The sequence below is a fragment of the Bacteroides sp. D55t1_190419_B8 genome (assembly GCF_015558905.1).
GTDB classification, from domain to species: Bacteria; Bacteroidota; Bacteroidia; order Bacteroidales; family Bacteroidaceae; genus Bacteroides; species Bacteroides vicugnae.
The window spans coordinates 36,343-54,433 of record NZ_JADMOU010000019.1 but is presented as its reverse complement, the minus strand read 5'-3'; the positions used below and the strand labels follow the sequence as shown (position 1 = coordinate 54,433).

The following is an 18,091-nucleotide window of genomic DNA, read 5'->3' as shown; positions in this document are numbered from 1 at the left end:
TTGAAAAGATTACTTATCATTTTATATATCTGTCTGATAGGATTACTTGCTGCAACCACTTTCATAGAGCAAGCATACGGGACAGAGTTTGTAGAAAGAAATATATATCACACAATCTGGTTTTGTTGTTTGTGGGGAGTAATTGCCGTAATAGGGTTTGTTACCCTCATCCGACGTTCCCTATGGCACCGGCTCCCTGTTTTGCTGTTTCATGGCTCCCTCCTCGTTATCTTGGTGGGGGCCATGATTACGTTTATCTATAGTGAACAAGGATATATGCATTTACGTCTGAATACAGTAAAAAGCAGCTTCCAGTCACCACAAAGCGACAAAAAGACAGACCTGCCATTTACAATGAAACTGGACAGTTTCCGGATAGAGTATTATCCGGGTACAGAAGCTCCTGCTGATTACGTCAGTTATATCAACTACTCACTTCCCGGCCAGAAAGATTCTTTGCATAACGAACGCATCTCAATGAACCGTATATTTGCCATGCAAGGATTCCGCTTTTACCAGTCATCATTTGATGAAGATGGTGAAGGAAGTTGGCTAACAGTAAACTATGATCCATGGGGTACCAGAGTAGCCTATAGCGGATACATCCTACTGGGCATCTCCATGATTTTACTACTTTTCTATCGCCGGGGGGAGTTTCGTCAGTTATTAAATCATCCCTTATTGAAAAAAGGAGGATTATTCATTCTATTCCTTTTCTACCTGACAGAAACAACGCAAGCGCAGGAAACGCCTCTTCGCGTATTAAACAAAATACAGGCAGACAGTCTGGCACAACAACAGGTTATCTACCATGACCGTGTAGTGCCGTTCAATACACTGGCAAGAGACTTTGTCAAGAAACTGACAGGAAAAACCTACTATAAAGGATTCACTCCCGAACAAGTAATAAGTGGCTGGATTCTTTACCCGGAATCATGGAAAAATGAACCAATGATATATATAAAAAGTCCCGAACTACACCATTTACTCGGTTTGAAAACCTCTTATGCACGCTTGACCGATTTGTTTGACGGTCCGGTCTACCGTCTTCAGAAAACTTGGCAACAAGAACAGGGAAAAGACAGCAAACTCGCCAAAGCGATCCAGGAAACAGATGAAAAAGTAGGCCTGATCCTGATGTTGGAAAAAGGAACATTCATCCATCCATTACCTACTGATGGCAGCGTGCAACCTCTCTCCGAAATGGAAGTAAAAGCAGAATTACTCTACAACCGGATTCCGTTCAGCAAGATTCTTTTTATGATTAACCTGTCATTGGGAATGTTGTCTTTCCTACTTCTACTTCATAACAGCCTGCAAAGAAATACCCTCTCGCCCAAAGCCAAAACGATTTCCCGCATGGCAGGAACTTTCTTTTCTGTTACACTCTATCTTGCTTTCATATTCCATTTAGCAGGATATTGCCTGCGCTGGTACATTGGCGGTCGTATTCCACTTAGCAACGGTTACGAAACCATGCAGTTCATGGCTCTTTGTATTCTTTTGACAGCCTGTCTGCTCCATCGAAGATTCCCATTTACACTTCCATTCGGATTCCTCCTCTCCGGCTTTGCTCTGTTGGTCTCCTATCTGGGACAAATGAATCCCCAGATAACCCCATTAATGCCGGTGCTCGTCTCTCCGTGGCTAAGTATTCATGTTTCATTGATTATGATGTCTTATGCCCTATTGGCATTTATCATGCTAAACGGAATACTGGCATTATGCCTCCGGAAAAAAGAATCGGAAAACAAGATCTCCGGAAACGACGCTATACAAGACAACCGGATAGAACAGTTGACGCTAGTCAGCCGTTTGCTGCTCTACCCTGCCACCTTCTTTTTAGGAGCAGGCATCTTTCTGGGAGCAGTTTGGGCAAACGTTTCCTGGGGACGCTACTGGGCGTGGGACCCGAAAGAAGTATGGGCGCTGATTACCTTTCTGGTATATGGAGTAGCCTTCCATTCACAAAGCCTGCGCATTTTCCGCAAGCCTCTATTCTTCCATATCTATATGATTCTTGCTTTCCTGACTGTCTTAATGACCTATTTCGGGGTGAATTATGTTCTTGGGGGGATGCATAGTTATGCAAACACCTGAACCACTATATATAGCTAGTAATTGATAGAAGAATACCCATTTTAGGGGATTGCGGGAAAAGCGGAAAGCCCCTATCTTTGCAGTATCAGAATTAAATTAATTAGTCATAATTATATTACGTAGCCACATTAAAAATACATAGAAATCGGCCGAAGTGATTCACCCGCATTTCTTTTATTTGGTTGTTAAGTTGAAAAAACCATATAATGTATTCATTTTGGAATATGAATAGATGACATATTCTAAAAGAGGCAAGGACGTCCGGCTTGTGAAAGCCGGACGTTTTTTATCAGTAAGAGAATAAAGTGAAAGAGCTCATGCATTCATGAGCTCTTTCCAACCAGCCGTTTCAAAAGCGATATACTCCGCTATAAACTTCTCCATCTCTTCTTTCTTCACAGGATGCAACACCAGCTCTTCGAGCAGGGCAAACAACCATACCGTATTCAGGTGAATAAAGAAGTTAGTTATTGCTATATTGATATGCGGATATTTCTGTTTCATCCCTTGAAAAAAAACAGAAATCGTACGCGTCATCAAATCTGTATATTCAGAACGGAAGTTCTCCAAAACAGAACCTTGTGCCTGAAAAAGCAGCAACCGCAAACGGTCACGATGTTCAGAGACCAATCTGATATATTCCCGTACAGACATTTTCTGATAATCCGAATCCATAAAGACGTCTATCGTCATCTGATCTGCATCGTGATTATAAATCATAGCATACAGATCATTCAATACCGGTTTCAGAATCGTACGGAATATCTCATCCTTATTGGTGAAATAATGATAGATATTACTCACCGTCACCCCTGCCCTCGAAGCTATTTCACGCATAGAGGCATCCTTGTATCCCTTTTCCAGAAACACTTCTTCGGCTGCCTTCAAGATTCCCTCTTGTATATCTCCTTTCAAAAATTGCATAGTATCGCTGCTATTTATCAATTCATATTTGTAACCTGTCTGTTCACCATCCGGGCAAATATACCATTTTTCTTTTTCAATTCCTCCGGTGTTCCCATTTCAGCAACACTTCCATTCTCCAATACTACAATTTTGTCGGCATTGGCAACGGTTCGCATACGGTGCGCAATAATCAGCACCGTTTTGTTACGTACCAATTCAGATATACCTGCCTGTATCTTGGTTTCATTCTCAACATCAAGCGAAGCCGTAGCCTCATCCAACAGAACAATCGGAGCATCCTTCAACAAAGCGCGGGCAATGGAAATACGCTGACGCTCACCGCCGGATAATGTTTCTCCATTCTCACCGATAATCGTCTGGTATCCCTGCGGCATTTTAGTGACAAACTCATCACATTGTGCCAAGCGGGCAACTCTCCGGACTTCCTCATCCGTAGCATCCCGTTTGCCAATACGGATATTATCCATAATGGAAGCATTGAAAAGAACTACATCCTGAAAGACAACGGAATAGTTTTTCAACAAAGTTTCAGGATCAATCCGACTGATATCCTGCCCGCCGAGGGTAATCTTTCCCGACTGGATATCCCAGAAACGTGCCGCCAACCTGGCCGCCGTACTCTTGCCACTACCCGAAGGACCAACCAATGCCGTTTTTTCACCTTGCCGGGCAATAAAAGACAAGTTATTCAGAATTTGTTTTCCCTGCTCATAAGCAAAGTCTACCTGTCTGAATTCGATATCATAACCTTGAGGAGTGAATTCGGTAGTCCCGTTTTGTACCGGCAATGCTTCCATATCATTCATTCTATTGATACGCACATCCAAATAGAACAAAGCGGCAATATTATTCATCACCTCACTGACCGGAGCATACACACGCGACCCGATAACCATAAATATAAGATAGGTAAACAAATCAACCGTACCCGAAGCCAAGAGATTGGCACCAACGATAATAACGCTTGCCAGTCCGAGTTTCAATACACTTTGGGAACCGTTTACCAACATGCCGAGCACCAGTTCATTACGAGTCAATACCTTTTCATAGGTATCAATGCTCGCATCCAGTTTTTCCAGATAGTCTCTCTCCTGATTGTAGGATTTTATCTCCTGAATGGTATCGAGTCCTTCCTGGATATGCTCGGTCACCATCCGCTTGTTCAGATAATTACTTTCATTGCTTTTCTGTATTTCCTTCTTCGAGAAAAGAAGAATTGCGGCGGCAAGCGGCACTACCCAGAACAAAGCAATCGTCAACTGCCAGTTATAAAATGCCATGCCGACGGTAATAAGCAGAATACTGATAATGGAAGCAAACAACTGGGGAACCGCATGCGAAAAAGTATGCTCGAGATCAGTGCAGTCATCCATAATCGTGGCAGTGAGGTCGGAAAGATTCTTTTCGCCAAAGAAAGCCAGAGGCAACTTGCGAAGTTTTTCCGCCAATGAGATACGCCGGTTTGCACTCTCATCATAAACGGTGGTATAGGTACTACGATATTGCAATACCGCAAATATATACATGACTATCATAAAGACAATACCGAGTATGCTATAATAGAGAATACCATGCGTCACCGAAGCCGAAGGCTGAAACACAGGACGAAGATATTCCTCAAGAAAGAGAAAAACAAATACCGCCGGCAACATCAATACAATATCGAGCAGTGTAGTGAAAAACACACCTTTACAGAAATCTTTCGCTCCTTTAGTTGAAAGGGCAAAACGTCTTTTTATTACTTCAATCATTAGAAACCTCCTTTCCTATTGTCCAGCGAACAGATTGCTGGTATTCATTCCACATATGATAATAGATGCCTTGTTTACCAAGCAGGTTGGCATGTGTACCTTGTTCCGCAATCTTCCCCTTGTCAATGACGAGGATATTGTCGGCATCAGTGATGCTTGAAAGACGATGAGCAATCATCAATACGGTTTTTCCTTTTGTCAGTTCTTTCAAGGCTTGCTGGATGAGATGCTCATTTTCGGGGTCGGCAAAAGCAGTCGCCTCATCTAGTACAATGATAGGAGCATTTTTCAGGATTGCACGTGCCAGTACGATCCGTTGCTGTTCCCCGCCGGAGAGATATGTTCCCTCCGTACCAATCTTCGTATTCAGTCCGAGCGGAAGTTTATTGATAATTTCCCGGCACTGTGCCATATCTACTGCCCGTTCCACTTCCTCCATTGTCGCGTCGGGATTACCATATTTGATATTTTCGAGCAGAGAAGTCTTGAACAGCTTTGTGTTCTGGAACACGAAAGAAATATATTTCATCAGTTCTTCGGGAGCGATTTCTCTTACATTGATACCACCTATTAAAACTTTCCCTTCCGTTGCCTCCCAGAAACGGGGAACTAGACGGGCAATCGTTGTTTTCCCTCCGCCCGAAGCTCCGACAAGAGCTACTGTGTTTCCTTGCGGAATAGTGAAACTAACATCATCCACCGCCTTTTGATTAGCTCCCGGATAGCTGAAGGAAACTTTTTCGAACTGAATACTGAATTCCTTTACCGATTGTGGATGCTCTACAACAGTCAGGTGCTCATAAGCAACCAGATTCTCAAGACGTCCAATAGCTTCACTCGCCTGCCCCAAAGCCTGATTGAGATACATACTCTTCATGATACTTTGGGAGAATACAGGAGTAATGAGAACAAACAGGAAGAAATTAAGTAATACCGATGCATAATTACCTGAATAACCAATCAGCAAAATAGCCAACGGAGCAAGGAAAAACACAAAACCATTGATTATTACGGTATAGAGCGACATCGGCTTCTCCCACATTCGTGTATAGCCGAATACCATTTTATTATAATTCATGATACAGCGGTGAAAGTTCTTGAAAGAGTAAATGGTCTGCTGGAAAACCTTCACTACGGGAATTCCTCTCACATACTCTACAGCTTCGGTATTCATTTCCTCCAGAGAAGTCATATAGCTTTTCATAAACTGCCGTCCCTCCGCATTCATCATAAAACCCATAACCAGCATGGCAATAATTACAGGGACGATACATGCCAGACCGAGTATCCAATCGAACACAAAAATCAGTATGGCAGCTACCAACGGCACTAGAAAAGTAGCCGCAAGATCAGGCAACTGATGTGCCAGAAAACTATGGGTAACCCCTGCATTGTCATCTATAATCTTGCGAATACGTCCGCTCGTATTAATGTCAAAGAAGCCGAGAGGCATACGCACTATCTGGCGCATGGCTTCTTTACGCAAATTCGATTCAACCCGAAAAGCTGCAAGATGCGAAGACATCAATGCGGCAAAATAAAGGACGATGCTCGCCACGGCCATGCCTGCCGCCCACCAGGCATACGTCACCACATTACCGGAAGAGGTTATCTCTCCGTGTTCAAGCAGTTCTCTCACAATCAGCCAAATAAGGATATAAGGCAACATGCCCGCCAGGGCACTTAGGGCAGACAGCAGCATTGCCGCAGGCAAAAGCACTTTCCGTTTACCCATGTAGTTCTGAAGTTTTTTCAATGTACTCATAACGTACGTTCAATCTATATTAAGTTCGACAATCATTTAACTTATCGCTTGTTTTCAAAAAAGAACAATATTCGAAATCGTTCAAAAAAAAGAGAGCTTATATTTCTATAAGCTCTCTTCATCCCATTCAATCCGGTGCATGTGCACCTTTGATATATGATTAATCTCGACTCGTCTCTCACTGATTCGCATAAGTTTTCAATTATTTTCTGCAAAGGTACGGCTCGCCGGCAAGACGGACAATACCTAAAAATAATGAAATTTGCTATTCAGACTATAACGAATAAGTAATGATTGAAACAACAGAATAGTTATTCATGTTTCAGCCATGCACTTGGCAATACTTCTTTTTCACCTTTTTCATTCACCAATTCCATCTGCAATACGCCTCCGTTACAATCGAAGTAACGCACCTCTATCGGATGAAGCCCGGCTTTCAAAGCCTTCTGCACAATAATCTCTACCGGCGAATGTGCTCCATCATTATCTCCCAACAATTCACCGTCAAGCATTAATGTGCTACCGTCGTCCGAGAGAAGGGCAAATGTATAGATACCATCGGCAGGAACTTCCAGATAGCCGGTCAATACCAGACCGATATTTCCTTTCACCTCTTCGGGAATGGATACCGATTCCACCACATACTCCCCTTTGACAGGAGCTGCATCCATATCCGCACAAAGATTACCACGGAAATCGTGCCATACTGCTTTCAAGCCGGGCTGCAAAGCAGCCGAAGCAGTCACCGCCTCCGCATAAGGAGCCTTTACATACTTGGTACGCACCACATCCGAAGGAGAACCATCCGGACGGAAAGTGCGGAAAGCGAAATCCGTAGTCTTCCCAACTTCCAAAGCGCCGTTATAAAGAGCTGATTCTTTGGTAGGCATACTGCCGTCTGTCGTATACCGTATTTCAGTACCGGGTAACGGGCAAGTCAATTCCACAGTTGTTTCATCAATAAATGCATTCACTTTATAGAATCCCTGCAAGTCAGGCACCCTATAATTTACCCTCATTACATCCATCCGCTTAAATTGCGGAACAAGCTGACGATAGAATTCTTCGAGACCCGGTTTAGCTGTCGGCTCCGCCCAAGCTATTTCACTCAACGCTATCATACGGGGAACAATCAAATATTCAATGCGCTTCATGGTCGGAATCCATTCAGCCCAGAGATTCGCCTGCACACCCCAGATATATTTCTTCTGTTCCGGCGATAACCGCTCGTCTGCACACGGATCATACGCAAGTATTTTCTTTACTGAATTCTGATCCTGCGCATAATCGAAATAGAAATATTCATTCGGACAAGCAATCACTTTCTGCTTTTGTGCAGTTGCCGTAGGCAATGCATCTTTCGCCCAACTTCTCCACCAGGTAATGGCAGCATCGGAAGATAATCCGTCGGATACCACTTCATCCCAGCCTATGAGTTTCTTTCCGTTGGCAAGAAAGAATTTCTCCATGTCACGTACAAACCATGCCTGAAGTTCTTCTACCGAACCCAGTTTCTCCGTACGAATCCGTTTCTGACAAAGAGGACATTTCTTCCAGTTGGCTTTTTCCACTTCATCACCACCCATGTGCACATATTCATAAGGGAAAAGTTCAAAAACTTCTTTGAACACATTCTGACAGAACTCCAGCGTTGTATCTTTGCCCGGACAGATAGGAGAAGAGAAAGTTTCCCCCCACCCGATTAATCCGTCGCACGCCAATTCCGGATATTGACCGATAGCTGCCAGGAAATGTCCCGGCATATCAATCTCGGGAATGACATCAATGCCTCTTTGCGTAGCATAGGCTACTATTTCTTTTATATCATCATGAGTGTAATAACCTCCATACAGCGTATCTCCTTCCACAATACGTATCTTATCTTCCGGAATCAGGAAATCGGCATTATCTTCTTCTTTCGCACGTGCCATACAGGTACGATCCTGCGTATTGAATTTACGCCAAGCCCCTTTTTCCGTAAGTAATGGATATTTCTCGATTTCTATACGCCAACCTTGATCGTCGGACAGATGCCAATGGAACTTATTAAGTTTATACAAAGACATCAGGTCTAACACATGCTTCACTTCTTCCTTATTCCAGAAATGACGGGAAGCGTCCAACATAAACCCACGCCATTCAAACCGTGGCGCATCTTCTATTTGCACGACAGGGATAGAATAATTCAGTTTCTCTCCCTGCACTTCTATCGTTGCAGGAAGCAACTGGCGAATAGTAGTAATAGCAGAAATAATACCCGAATAGTCAGTTGCCTCTACCCGAATATACTCCGGCGTAGACTCAAGTTTATAAGAGCCGGGCTTTCCAACAGTATCCTTCAACTGAAAATACATATCTACCTGACTCTTATCGGTAGTGACTTCAACAGAAGACGATATGACATTCCGAAGAATTTCCTGCAGGTATCCGGCAGCCGGAAACAACGACTGATCGGAAACTCCGATTTTCATGCCATCTTTTAAAACAAACGAGCCCGACTGCTCGGTCAGACTAACGGGGGTAGGCAAGATTGCAATTTCTTGCTTGACGGTAGACGTACAAGAAGAAAAAACACAAACTGACACAATGAGTAAAGAACTACTTAATTTTTTGAACATGCGGTTAACTATTTAATAAATGATTTGTCCTGTTTTTAATTGACCATCTATATATAATACAACTAAAAGGCATAAAGTACTAAAAAGGCGGAAAAAGTTTTTTTTGCGACTTCATGTCACAAACTCCTATTAATGTTTATCTTTGCTGCCCAATCCCATTACAAACAAATCTAAAGAATCACTTCAATGTCAAGAGAACAAATATTAATCAAAACCTCATGGATCAGTACAATTGGCAATGCAATCCTGTCCGCATCCAAAATCATCATCGGTTTGTTTGCCGGTAGTTTAGCCGTAGTCGGCGACGGTATCGACTCGGCAACCGATGTTGTTATCTCTATCGTTATGATTTTTACGGCACGCCTCATCAACCGCCCTCCTTCAAAGAAGTATGTATTCGGCTATGAGAAAGCGGAAGGGATCGCAACAAAGATTCTATCACTCGTGATATTCTATGCCGGCGCACAAATGCTGCTATCGTCCACTAAAAGTATCTTTTCGGATGAAGTGAAAGAAATACCATCGGCTATCGCCATCTATGTCACTGTATTTTCTATTATCGGTAAACTCTTACTGGCTTCATACCAGTACAAACAGGGAAAGAAGATCGACAGCTCCATGCTGACTGCAAATGCCATCAATATGCGTAATGATGTTGTCATCTCAACAGGTGTCTTATTAGGATTGATATTTACTTTCATCTTCAAATTACCGATACTCGATTCAATAACAGGATTGATAATCAGCCTCTTCATCATCAAATCTTCCATCAGTATTTTCATTGATTCGAATGTGGAACTGATGGACGGAGTGAAAGATGTCAATGTATACAACAAGATATTCGAGGCTGTAGAGAAAGTGCCCGGTGCCAGTAATCCGCATCGCGTCAGATCACGAATGATAGGAAATCTCTATATGATTACCCTTGATATAGAAGTGAATCCGGAAATCACGATCACGCAAGCTCATGAGATTGCCGATTCGGTGGAGAAAAGCATTATCAATTCGATAGATAACGTATATGACATTCTGGTACATGTGGAACCCGCCGGTAAATGCCAGACAGGAGAAAAATTCGGGGTCGATAAAGATATGGTTTAATCCATCTCTACACAGAGATTTTTTCACTTTCCTCTATCACCTATCACCAGCACTTCTAAAAACCTTTATTCATGGTACTTTCAGGGATGGTGACAGGTTGTTTGCAACCTATCACCACATCTATCACCTATCACCCTGCCTGATCAATCAATGATCAATAAGGAAAAAGAATGAATCTCTATACGATACATTGGTTTCAGCCGCTTGAAACTTTAGTTTCTCCAAAGAATACAATGTTTTCCCCGCAAGGGAACTGTTGTTTCCCCTATGGGGGAACTATGGTTTCTCTACGGGGAAACTACAGTTTCCCATAGGGGAACAAATAGTTTCAACGCATGAAACTAAAAGTACCGTGCCGGGAAACTATTTTTATGACCGGTTAATAACTAATCTTCACCCCGGCAAAGAAACTTCTCGGCAAAGAAGGACCGTAAATGTAACCGGAATCCCGGTTAGCTCCTCTGTCAAAGTCCTTCTGATAAGACTCGAAAATATTCTGAACTCCACCGTTTAATTGCAAATCAACTGTTTTGTATAGCTTGAAGTCATAAGCCAGTTTCACTCCCAAATCAAAGAAACGAGGTGTTCTGATTGCTTCCGCTTTTCTTTCAGGCATTTCACCCAGTTTGGCATTCTCGGCAGTGATATCCATACGTTGCACTAACATTTTGCCGGTATATGTTCCTGACAGGGCGATAGACAAAGGTTTGACGGGAGTATATGTGGCAGTAAAATAACCGTATGTATCGGGAGTACGGAAAATCTTCTTTTCTGCCGGTGCATCATCATGCCACTTATGTGGTTCATCGTATCGGCTACGCTGTAAAGTCAATCCCGCTTGTATTTGCAGGATAGACAGATAAGCCACTTTACCTTCCAGTGTCAATCCCATCACTTTAGCACCGGGGCCATTGCTACGTGTTTTCACTAATATACCATCACCACGGTCGTAAGGTTCGCCCAATACAAAAACATCGGTCAGTCTTGTATAAAAACCCTCAATCAACAAGTTCGTCTGGAATGCTCCGAAACGATGATACATATCTGCAGAAGCACTGAAACTTTGGGATTTCTCTTCTTTCAAATCCTTTGCACGCTCGATCATAGCCACTGTTCCGCCCACATTTTCAATATGCATATCCTCATCAAAAGCCTGCGGAGCACGAAATCCGGAAGAATAGCTCAAACGCAGGTTAATATTCCGGGTAGGATTAAAACGCAAGTTGGCACGGGGACTAAAGATCACATTATCCACCATATTATGCTTATCCAGACGACCGCCAATCAGAATTCCCCAACGGTCGTTCTTCCATTCGTTCTGCAGAAAAGCACTGTAAATATTCACCGTCTGATCCGTGTGACGGTCATATCCCCACATGTTATCTTTCAGGCGGTCACGGTTATATTCAAGCCCTGCTGTGAGATCAGAAGGCATAAAAAGGCACTTGCCAAACGTATGTACGTATTGTGCGCCCCCCATAGCGGTTAAATCCGTCGTCTTTCCATAGGCTTTCAGAGGATCGTTGCCCGGTCCGTAATAACTGTCCCGGTCTGTATTGGCAGCCGATGCAAAGACACTTAGACGGTTCTTTTCATCCGGAGAGAAATAATCGAATTTCAAACTTCCACCATCAATAGAATGTTGCAACTGCTCTGCAATATGCGCTTCGTGAGGAGGACGGTTCAACATATCCCCTCCACGACGAAATTCCTGCATATGGTGATATTCAAAGGTCAGTTTGGAGTAAGTACTCGTTTTCAGATAAGAGCGGAAACCCACTGTCTGATTCTTCAACTTGGGCAGTTCGGTAAATCCGTCTCCGTCATAATCATATCCTGACCGGTGGCGGTTCTGTCCAAAGATATACAATCCGGCACGATGATCGTCCGTCACCAATGAGGCATTCAGCGAGGTGTTGTTATCGAATGAGGAGCTTCCTCCCAAAGCAGTAATGGTGTGCGATAGCTGACCGGAATTGCGTAAAGGCTCTTTAGTGATTATATTAATTGTTCCTGCAATAGCCGAAGAACCGAACAAGGCGGAGCCTCCCCCACGCATCACTTCTACACGTTCAATCATACTGGCAGGAATCTGTTCCAGCCCATACACTCCGGAAAGGGCACTGAATACGGGACGCGAATCGATCAGAATTTGCGTATATGGTCCGTCCAGACCATTGATGCGGACTTGCTGGAAACCACAATTCTGGCAATTTGTCTCCACACGCACTCCGGGCTGGAAGTTCAGTCCTTGTGATAAAGTAGAAGAGTTAGTGGTTTCAAAAAGTTTCAGGTCGACGACATTCACTAAAGTAGGAGCCATACGGCGTGTCGTTTCACTCCGGTTGGCGGAAACCACTACTCCGTCGAGAGCAATCGCATCCTCTTCTATTTCAAAATCTTCTTCCAGTGTCTTTCCTTTTTTCAGAGTTACGTTGCGGGTCACTGTCTTGTAACCTACTGAACTAACTTCCAGTATAAAATTTCCTTCCGGCAAATTCTTCAAAAAATAATGCCCGGTAGCATCGGTCACCGTTCCTATGGTCGTTCCTTTCAGTGCAATGGTGATGTACGGAAGATGTTCTTTCGTTTTTTTATCCAGTACATGACCTATTATATTCGCATCGGATTTCTTCAGTTCAGGGTAGTCCGGACGTTCAGCCGATGCGTATGACAAGACACAACACAGGCCGACCAGGACTAAAAGATATTTCTTCATTGTCGTTAGTCTTTTAATGTTTTAATTCAAAAAAAATAATAGAGGGAAAGGGAAGCAACAATCATAAATCGTTGTTCCTAACTAATAATAAATGCTATTCCCGAAAAGTATAGACTAAGCGACAGGAGGCGCCCTAAGAGATATTACGCCCGGACAAGTACGACAATACCGCATACCTTGCGGACGGGCAAGCAGAATACACAAGAAAGAGAAAACGGCAACAATAAACGCGGGTAATAGTCCGCTATCTGTCACCAATATGTGATTCAGGAAATGAAGTAGCTGGAATTCAACCGTCGTATGACTATGCTCACTCCCCTTCTTGAATGGATGCGAATGGACAATCGTAACCCCGTTTACCACATGTGAGTGAGTAAACAAAGTGATTCCTGCCATGTACGAAATAAACAGTACAGGCAGAAAATACTTCATTATATGTAGGTACAATTGTTTCATCCGGTAATTTTGCACATCTATTCCGTGCAGTAAAGTCAGAGTTCAGTTTGTTTTTTGCAAAGATAGGGATTGTCTCTATACAAAACAATCCCTATTTATAACGATTTTAAATCTTAACCGAATCTTAATAACTTATCTTCACCCCTGCAAAGAAACTTCTCGGCAACGACGGACCATAGATATAACCGGAGTCACGGTCGGCCCCTTTATCGAAGTCATTCTGGTAAGCATTGAAAATATTCTGTATACCGGCATTCACCTGCAAGTTCATCGACTTGTAAAGTTTGAAATCATAGGCAGCCTTCAAACCGATGTCGAAGAAGTCTTTGGTATTCACCGTTATCGGGTTTTCAAGGAATCCCGGCACAGGTTCGTGGGGAACCAGCATCGAACCGGTATATGTACCGGAAAGAGCGATAGATAATGGTTTTATCGGGGTATAGGTTGCTGTAAAGTAACCGTAAGTATTCGGCGTACGCATCATTTTCTTCACAGCCGGAGCGTCTGGGTTCCATACGTGCGGTTCGCTGTAATGGCTCTGCTGCAAAGTGACTCCTGCCTGAAGCTGGAATTTAGTCAGATATGCCATCTTTCCTTCTAATGTCAATCCCATCACACGGGCTCCCGGTGCATTGTAGCGTGTACGTGTCAGGATTCCGTCCACTGTCTCTCCGTCGGTAAGGGCAAATACATCTGACAGCTTTGTATAGAATCCTTCTACCAGAAAGTTAACCTGAAACGCGCCAAAACGGTGATAAATATCTGCCGAAGCACTCAAGCTCTGTGATCTTTCTTCTTTCAGATTGTCCGCCAGTTCAACCATCGCCACATTACCGCCTACATTCTCCACGTGCAAATCTTCGTCGAAGGCCTGCGGAGCACGGAAACCGGATGAGTAACTGAAACGAAGATTGATATTCTCAGTCGGATTATAACGCAGATTGGCACGCGGACTGAATATCACATGGTCAATCAGATTATGCTTGTCCAAACGACCGCCAATAAGGAATCCCCAGTGCTCATTCTTCCATTCATTCTGAAGAAAGGCACTACCGATATTCACTTTTTGGTCTACCGTACGATTATATCCCCACATATTATCTTCCAGTTTATCCTGATTGAATTCTATTCCGGCAGTCAGGTCGGAAGGCATGAAGATACATTTTGCGAAACTATAAACATATTGCGATCCTGCCATCCAGTTCAGGTCGGTGGTGTTTCCGTAAGCATTCAGATCTTGTCCGCCACCATAATAGCTGTCACGATTGATATGCTGCGCGGATGCAAACACATTGAAACGATGTTTCTCGTCAGGTGAGAAATAATCAAACTTCAGTCCTCCGCCATTGATCGAGTGTTCGGTCTGCTCCGCCACATTCGCTTCGTGGGGCGGGCGGTTCAACAAGTCTCCTCCCCTACGAAATTCTTCCATATGGTGATATTCAAAAGTCAGTTTCGAATAAGTCGTTGTTTTCAGGAATGAACGGAAACCGATTGTCTGACCATGCAACTTAGGAATCTCGGAATATCCGTCTCCATCATAGTCATACGCAGAGCGATGGCGGTTCTGACCGAAGATATACAAACCGGCACGTTGATTATCCGTCACAAGAGATGCGTTTAATGCCGTACTGTTATCAAAAGCGTCTCCATCGCCAATTCCCGTAATTGTATGGGATAACATACCGGAGTTGCGTATCGGCTCTTTAGTAATGATATTTATTGTACCGGCAATGGCAGATGAACCGAATAAGGCCGAACCGCCTCCACGCATCACTTCCACACGTTCTATCATGCTGGCAGGAATCTGTTCGATACCATATACACCGGAGAGTGCACTAAAAATGGGACGGGAATCGAGCAGGATTTGCGTATAAGGACCATCCAGTCCATTGATACGCACCTGCTGGAAACCGCAATTCTGACAATTGGACTCTACACGGACGCCTGGCTGAAAGCTCAACCCCTGCGCCAAAGTCGTAGAGTTGGTATTCTCAAAAATTTTCAAATCTACTACATTCACCAGTGTCGGAGCCAGCCGGCGGGTGGTTTCATTACGATTGGCAGATACTACTACGCCATCCAAAGCAACTGCGTCTTCTTCTATTTCAAAATCTTCTTCCAATGTACGTCCTTTCTTCAGCGTCACATTTCGTCTGACGGTTTTATAGCCCACCGAACTAACCTCAAGCACAAAATTGCCTTCGGGAAGATTTTTCAAGAAATAGTGCCCGGTAGCATCGGTCACTGTTCCGATGGTAGTACCTTTCAGGGCGACTGTAATATAGGGCAAGTGCTCTTTTGTGTTTTTATCAAGAATATGGCCAATAATATTGGCATCTGACTTACGTAATTCGGGATGATCCGGATATTCATGAGCTTGTCCTTCAAGGGCAGGCAACAATGCGCAGCACAGGCAGACAAGCGAAAAGATATATTTCTTCATTTTTCGTTTGTTATTCATTTTCGATAAGTATTCACATGGATAGACAGACAATGCCCTACCTCATGCAAGGTACGGTATCATCATTCAAAGAACGGAGAAACGAATAACCGGAGGTGCTCTAAGTCCCACTACCCCATGATACGGACAGTGATAGTGAGCATATTGCGAACGTCCGAGCAGAAAACACAATAAGAAAGGAATAAAAAGGGAAAGAGCAAAAACAATAGCTGCACCGTCTGCCGTCAAGTGAGACAGAAAATGAATCTGCAGCAGTTCGACTGTAGAGTGTTTATGTGCCGCCCCTTTCTTAAACGGGTGTGAATGGACGATTGTCACGCCATTGACCACATGCACGTGGGCAAAGAATGTAAAGCTTACCAGATACGACACAAACAGTATCGGTAAGAAGTAGCGTGTAATATTCAATAACAATCGTTTCACCTCATTTTTTCTTTGAGGCGGCAAAGATACGAACTATTTATTTAACAATCAATGATTATACAAAATTTTGTTAATATACCGCCGAAGCTATGATTTGAATAAACAGAATCAGGAATACCATAGCAATCGGATAAACTGTTGCATAAGCTACGCTCGGTATGTTACTGTCTACCATTGAATCGGCAGCAGCAAGTCCCGGAGTACTCGTCATACCGCCCGTAATAGTCCCCAACAAATCGAGCAGGCTGATTTTAAATACCAGACGTCCTACAACGGCTGCAACAAGCATCGGCACTAATGTGATGGCAGCCCCCACTCCGAACATCAGCAATCCGCTTTCCTGAAAAGTGGCTACCAGATTCTTACCGGCAGAAGTTCCTACTTCGGCAAGAAAAAGAAGCAGACCCAACTGGCGCAACAACTGATTAGCAGGTCCGGACATAGACCAGATAATAGGTCCTGTCTTGCCAATCGCACTTAACACAAGAGCTACCATCAGCACTCCGCCGGTCAATCCCGGAGAGAATGACAGACTATCAGAGAAAGATATATTTATTTTGCCGAACAGCACTCCCAATACAATCCCCATCGCAATAGGGAAGAAGTCCGTATCGGACAGTTTCTTCGCATTGTTCCCCAACAGGCGGGCTACTCCTCTAATCCCCTCTTTCTCACCGACCACCATCAACTTATCACCAAATTTTAAAGCAAGATCGGGAGACGGAGACAAATCAATACCGCTTCGACGAATGCGGGTAACCGTGCAGCCAAAGTTCTTCTGTAAGTTCAAATCCCCCAGTTGTTTATTTATCATGTCCTTTTTGGTCAACAGCAAAGATTCTATTTCCTGCGTTTTATCCAAAGGCAGTTCACCTTCTTCTCTCTTACCTACCAGTACAGCAAGCTGATCCAGCGCTTCTTCGCTACCTACGGCTTGTATATAGTCTCCTTCACGCAACACTGTATGAGCTGTAGGAATGGATATCTCATCATTGTGTTTCAGACGGGAAATAACGGCACCCGTCATACCACGCGCATTAATTTGCATCAGGCTGCGATCAAACACATTCGAATTGGTGACACGATAAATACAAGTAGTCAATTCCGGGAATTGTCCGCGACGTTCTATTTCCAAACGACGGGCTTCTTTATCTAAATCCACCCGCATAATTTTAGGTAACAGCTTGACAAACAGAATCACACCGATCACTCCAAACGGATATGCGATACCGTAAGCAATGGATGCCAAAGGAGAATTGGTACTGTCGATAGCAACCGCCAGACCCGGCGTACTGGTCAACGCACCGGCAATCAGACCGACAATACTCGGTGTGTCAATATCAAATGCGTACTTCAATCCGACTGCGGTCAGGCAGGCGGAACAAATAATAAGCATAGTAATGAGAATGAGCGTCTTTCCTTTACTGCGGAAAGAATCGAAGAATCCGGGCCCTGCCTGAATACCGATGGTAAAAATGAAGAGCACCAAACCGAAGTTTCCTAATTCTTTAGGAATGATAACACCAAAATGCCCGAAAAGAAGGGCAATGAAAATAACTGCCGACACATCGAGAGATAATCCTCTGATTTTTATTCTTCCCAGCATAAACCCCAATGCGACAATCAGGAAAAGGGAAAAATAAGAGGAATGCAATAAGTCAGTAAACATAAAAATAAAGGTTAGTTAGTTTAAGGGCGCGAAGGTACAAAAAAGTCTCCAGACGCACAGCATCATGGAGACTTTTATGAGTTTTACTAACCTGATTC

11 protein-coding genes are annotated in these 18,091 nt (G+C 43.6%); 2 read left to right on the top strand and 9 right to left on the bottom strand.

Annotated features, from left to right (window positions below):
• Positions 1-2,100, top strand: coding sequence for a cytochrome c biogenesis protein CcsA (gene ccsA, locus I2I13_RS15965; RefSeq protein WP_195649957.1), 2,100 nt, complete (start codon positions 1-3; stop codon positions 2,098-2,100).
• 315 nt (positions 2,101-2,415) lie between these two features.
• On the opposite strand, the gene I2I13_RS15960 is transcribed toward ccsA, so the two are convergent.
• The 4 genes from I2I13_RS15960 to I2I13_RS15945 all read right to left on the bottom strand — a co-directional run bounded on the left by I2I13_RS15960 (position 2,416) and on the right by I2I13_RS15945 (position 9,161).
• On the bottom strand, positions 2,416-3,024 hold the full coding sequence (locus I2I13_RS15960) for a TetR/AcrR family transcriptional regulator (protein ID WP_004300131.1): 609 nt from the start codon (positions 3,022-3,024) through the stop codon (positions 2,416-2,418).
• A gap of 17 nt (positions 3,025-3,041) precedes the next feature.
• Positions 3,042-4,778, bottom strand: coding sequence for an ABC transporter ATP-binding protein (locus tag I2I13_RS15955; RefSeq protein WP_195649956.1), 1,737 nt, complete (start codon positions 4,776-4,778; stop codon positions 3,042-3,044).
• Complete coding sequence (locus I2I13_RS15950) at positions 4,771-6,543, bottom strand: ABC transporter ATP-binding protein (protein WP_195649955.1); 1,773 nt, start codon at positions 6,541-6,543, stop codon at positions 4,771-4,773. Before I2I13_RS15950 ends, I2I13_RS15955 begins: the two co-directional genes overlap by 8 nt.
• A gap of 311 nt (positions 6,544-6,854) precedes the next feature.
• Positions 6,855-9,161, bottom strand: a complete 2,307-nt coding sequence (locus tag I2I13_RS15945) for a family 20 glycosylhydrolase (protein ID WP_195649954.1) — start codon at positions 9,159-9,161, stop codon at positions 6,855-6,857.
• Between the two features lie 186 nt (positions 9,162-9,347).
• Here I2I13_RS15945 and I2I13_RS15940 point away from each other — a divergent pair, with 186 nt between their 5' ends.
• Complete coding sequence (locus tag I2I13_RS15940; RefSeq protein WP_148367634.1) at positions 9,348-10,262, top strand: cation diffusion facilitator family transporter; 915 nt, start codon at positions 9,348-9,350, stop codon at positions 10,260-10,262.
• Between the two features lie 379 nt (positions 10,263-10,641).
• Here the strand turns inward: I2I13_RS15940 and I2I13_RS15935 are convergent, their stop codons facing one another.
• From I2I13_RS15935 to I2I13_RS15915, 5 genes are all read right to left on the bottom strand, one after another.
• Positions 10,642-12,981, bottom strand: a complete 2,340-nt coding sequence (locus tag I2I13_RS15935) for a TonB-dependent receptor (RefSeq protein ID WP_195649953.1) — start codon at positions 12,979-12,981, stop codon at positions 10,642-10,644.
• A gap of 114 nt (positions 12,982-13,095) precedes the next feature.
• A complete protein-coding gene (locus tag I2I13_RS15930; RefSeq protein ID WP_148367632.1) occupies positions 13,096-13,437 on the bottom strand; it encodes a hypothetical protein in 342 nt (113 codons plus the stop codon).
• 124 nt (positions 13,438-13,561) lie between these two features.
• Entirely contained in the window at positions 13,562-15,883 is a 2,322-nt protein-coding gene (locus I2I13_RS15925) for a TonB-dependent receptor (RefSeq protein WP_148367631.1), read from the bottom strand.
• Between the two features lie 84 nt (positions 15,884-15,967).
• On the bottom strand, positions 15,968-16,348 hold the full coding sequence (locus I2I13_RS15920) for a hypothetical protein (RefSeq protein WP_148367630.1): 381 nt from the start codon (positions 16,346-16,348) through the stop codon (positions 15,968-15,970).
• A gap of 46 nt (positions 16,349-16,394) precedes the next feature.
• Positions 16,395-17,993: an aspartate:alanine exchanger family transporter gene (locus I2I13_RS15915; RefSeq protein WP_148367629.1), complete on the bottom strand. Its 1,599-nt coding sequence runs from the start codon at positions 17,991-17,993 to the stop codon at positions 16,395-16,397.
• Between the last annotated feature and the right edge of the window lie 98 nt (positions 17,994-18,091).

Excerpts from the sequence above, each read along its gene's own strand:
- I2I13_RS15960 (WP_004300131.1), bottom strand. The coding sequence starts at position 3,024 with ATGCAATTTTTGAAAGGAGATATACAAGAGGGAATCTTGAAGGCAGCC.
- I2I13_RS15955 (WP_195649956.1), bottom strand. The coding sequence starts at position 4,778 with ATGATTGAAGTAATAAAAAGACGTTTTGCCCTTTCAACTAAAGGAGCG.
- I2I13_RS15950 (WP_195649955.1), bottom strand. The coding sequence starts at position 6,543 with ATGAGTACATTGAAAAAACTTCAGAACTACATGGGTAAACGGAAAGTG.
- I2I13_RS15945 (WP_195649954.1), bottom strand. The coding sequence starts at position 9,161 with ATGTTCAAAAAATTAAGTAGTTCTTTACTCATTGTGTCAGTTTGTGTT.
- I2I13_RS15940 (WP_148367634.1), top strand. The coding sequence starts at position 9,348 with ATGTCAAGAGAACAAATATTAATCAAAACCTCATGGATCAGTACAATT.
- I2I13_RS15935 (WP_195649953.1), bottom strand. The coding sequence starts at position 12,981 with ATGAAGAAATATCTTTTAGTCCTGGTCGGCCTGTGTTGTGTCTTGTCA.
- I2I13_RS15930 (WP_148367632.1), bottom strand. The coding sequence starts at position 13,437 with ATGAAACAATTGTACCTACATATAATGAAGTATTTTCTGCCTGTACTG.
- I2I13_RS15925 (WP_148367631.1), bottom strand. The coding sequence starts at position 15,883 with ATGAAGAAATATATCTTTTCGCTTGTCTGCCTGTGCTGCGCATTGTTG.
- I2I13_RS15915 (WP_148367629.1), bottom strand. The coding sequence starts at position 17,993 with ATGTTTACTGACTTATTGCATTCCTCTTATTTTTCCCTTTTCCTGATT.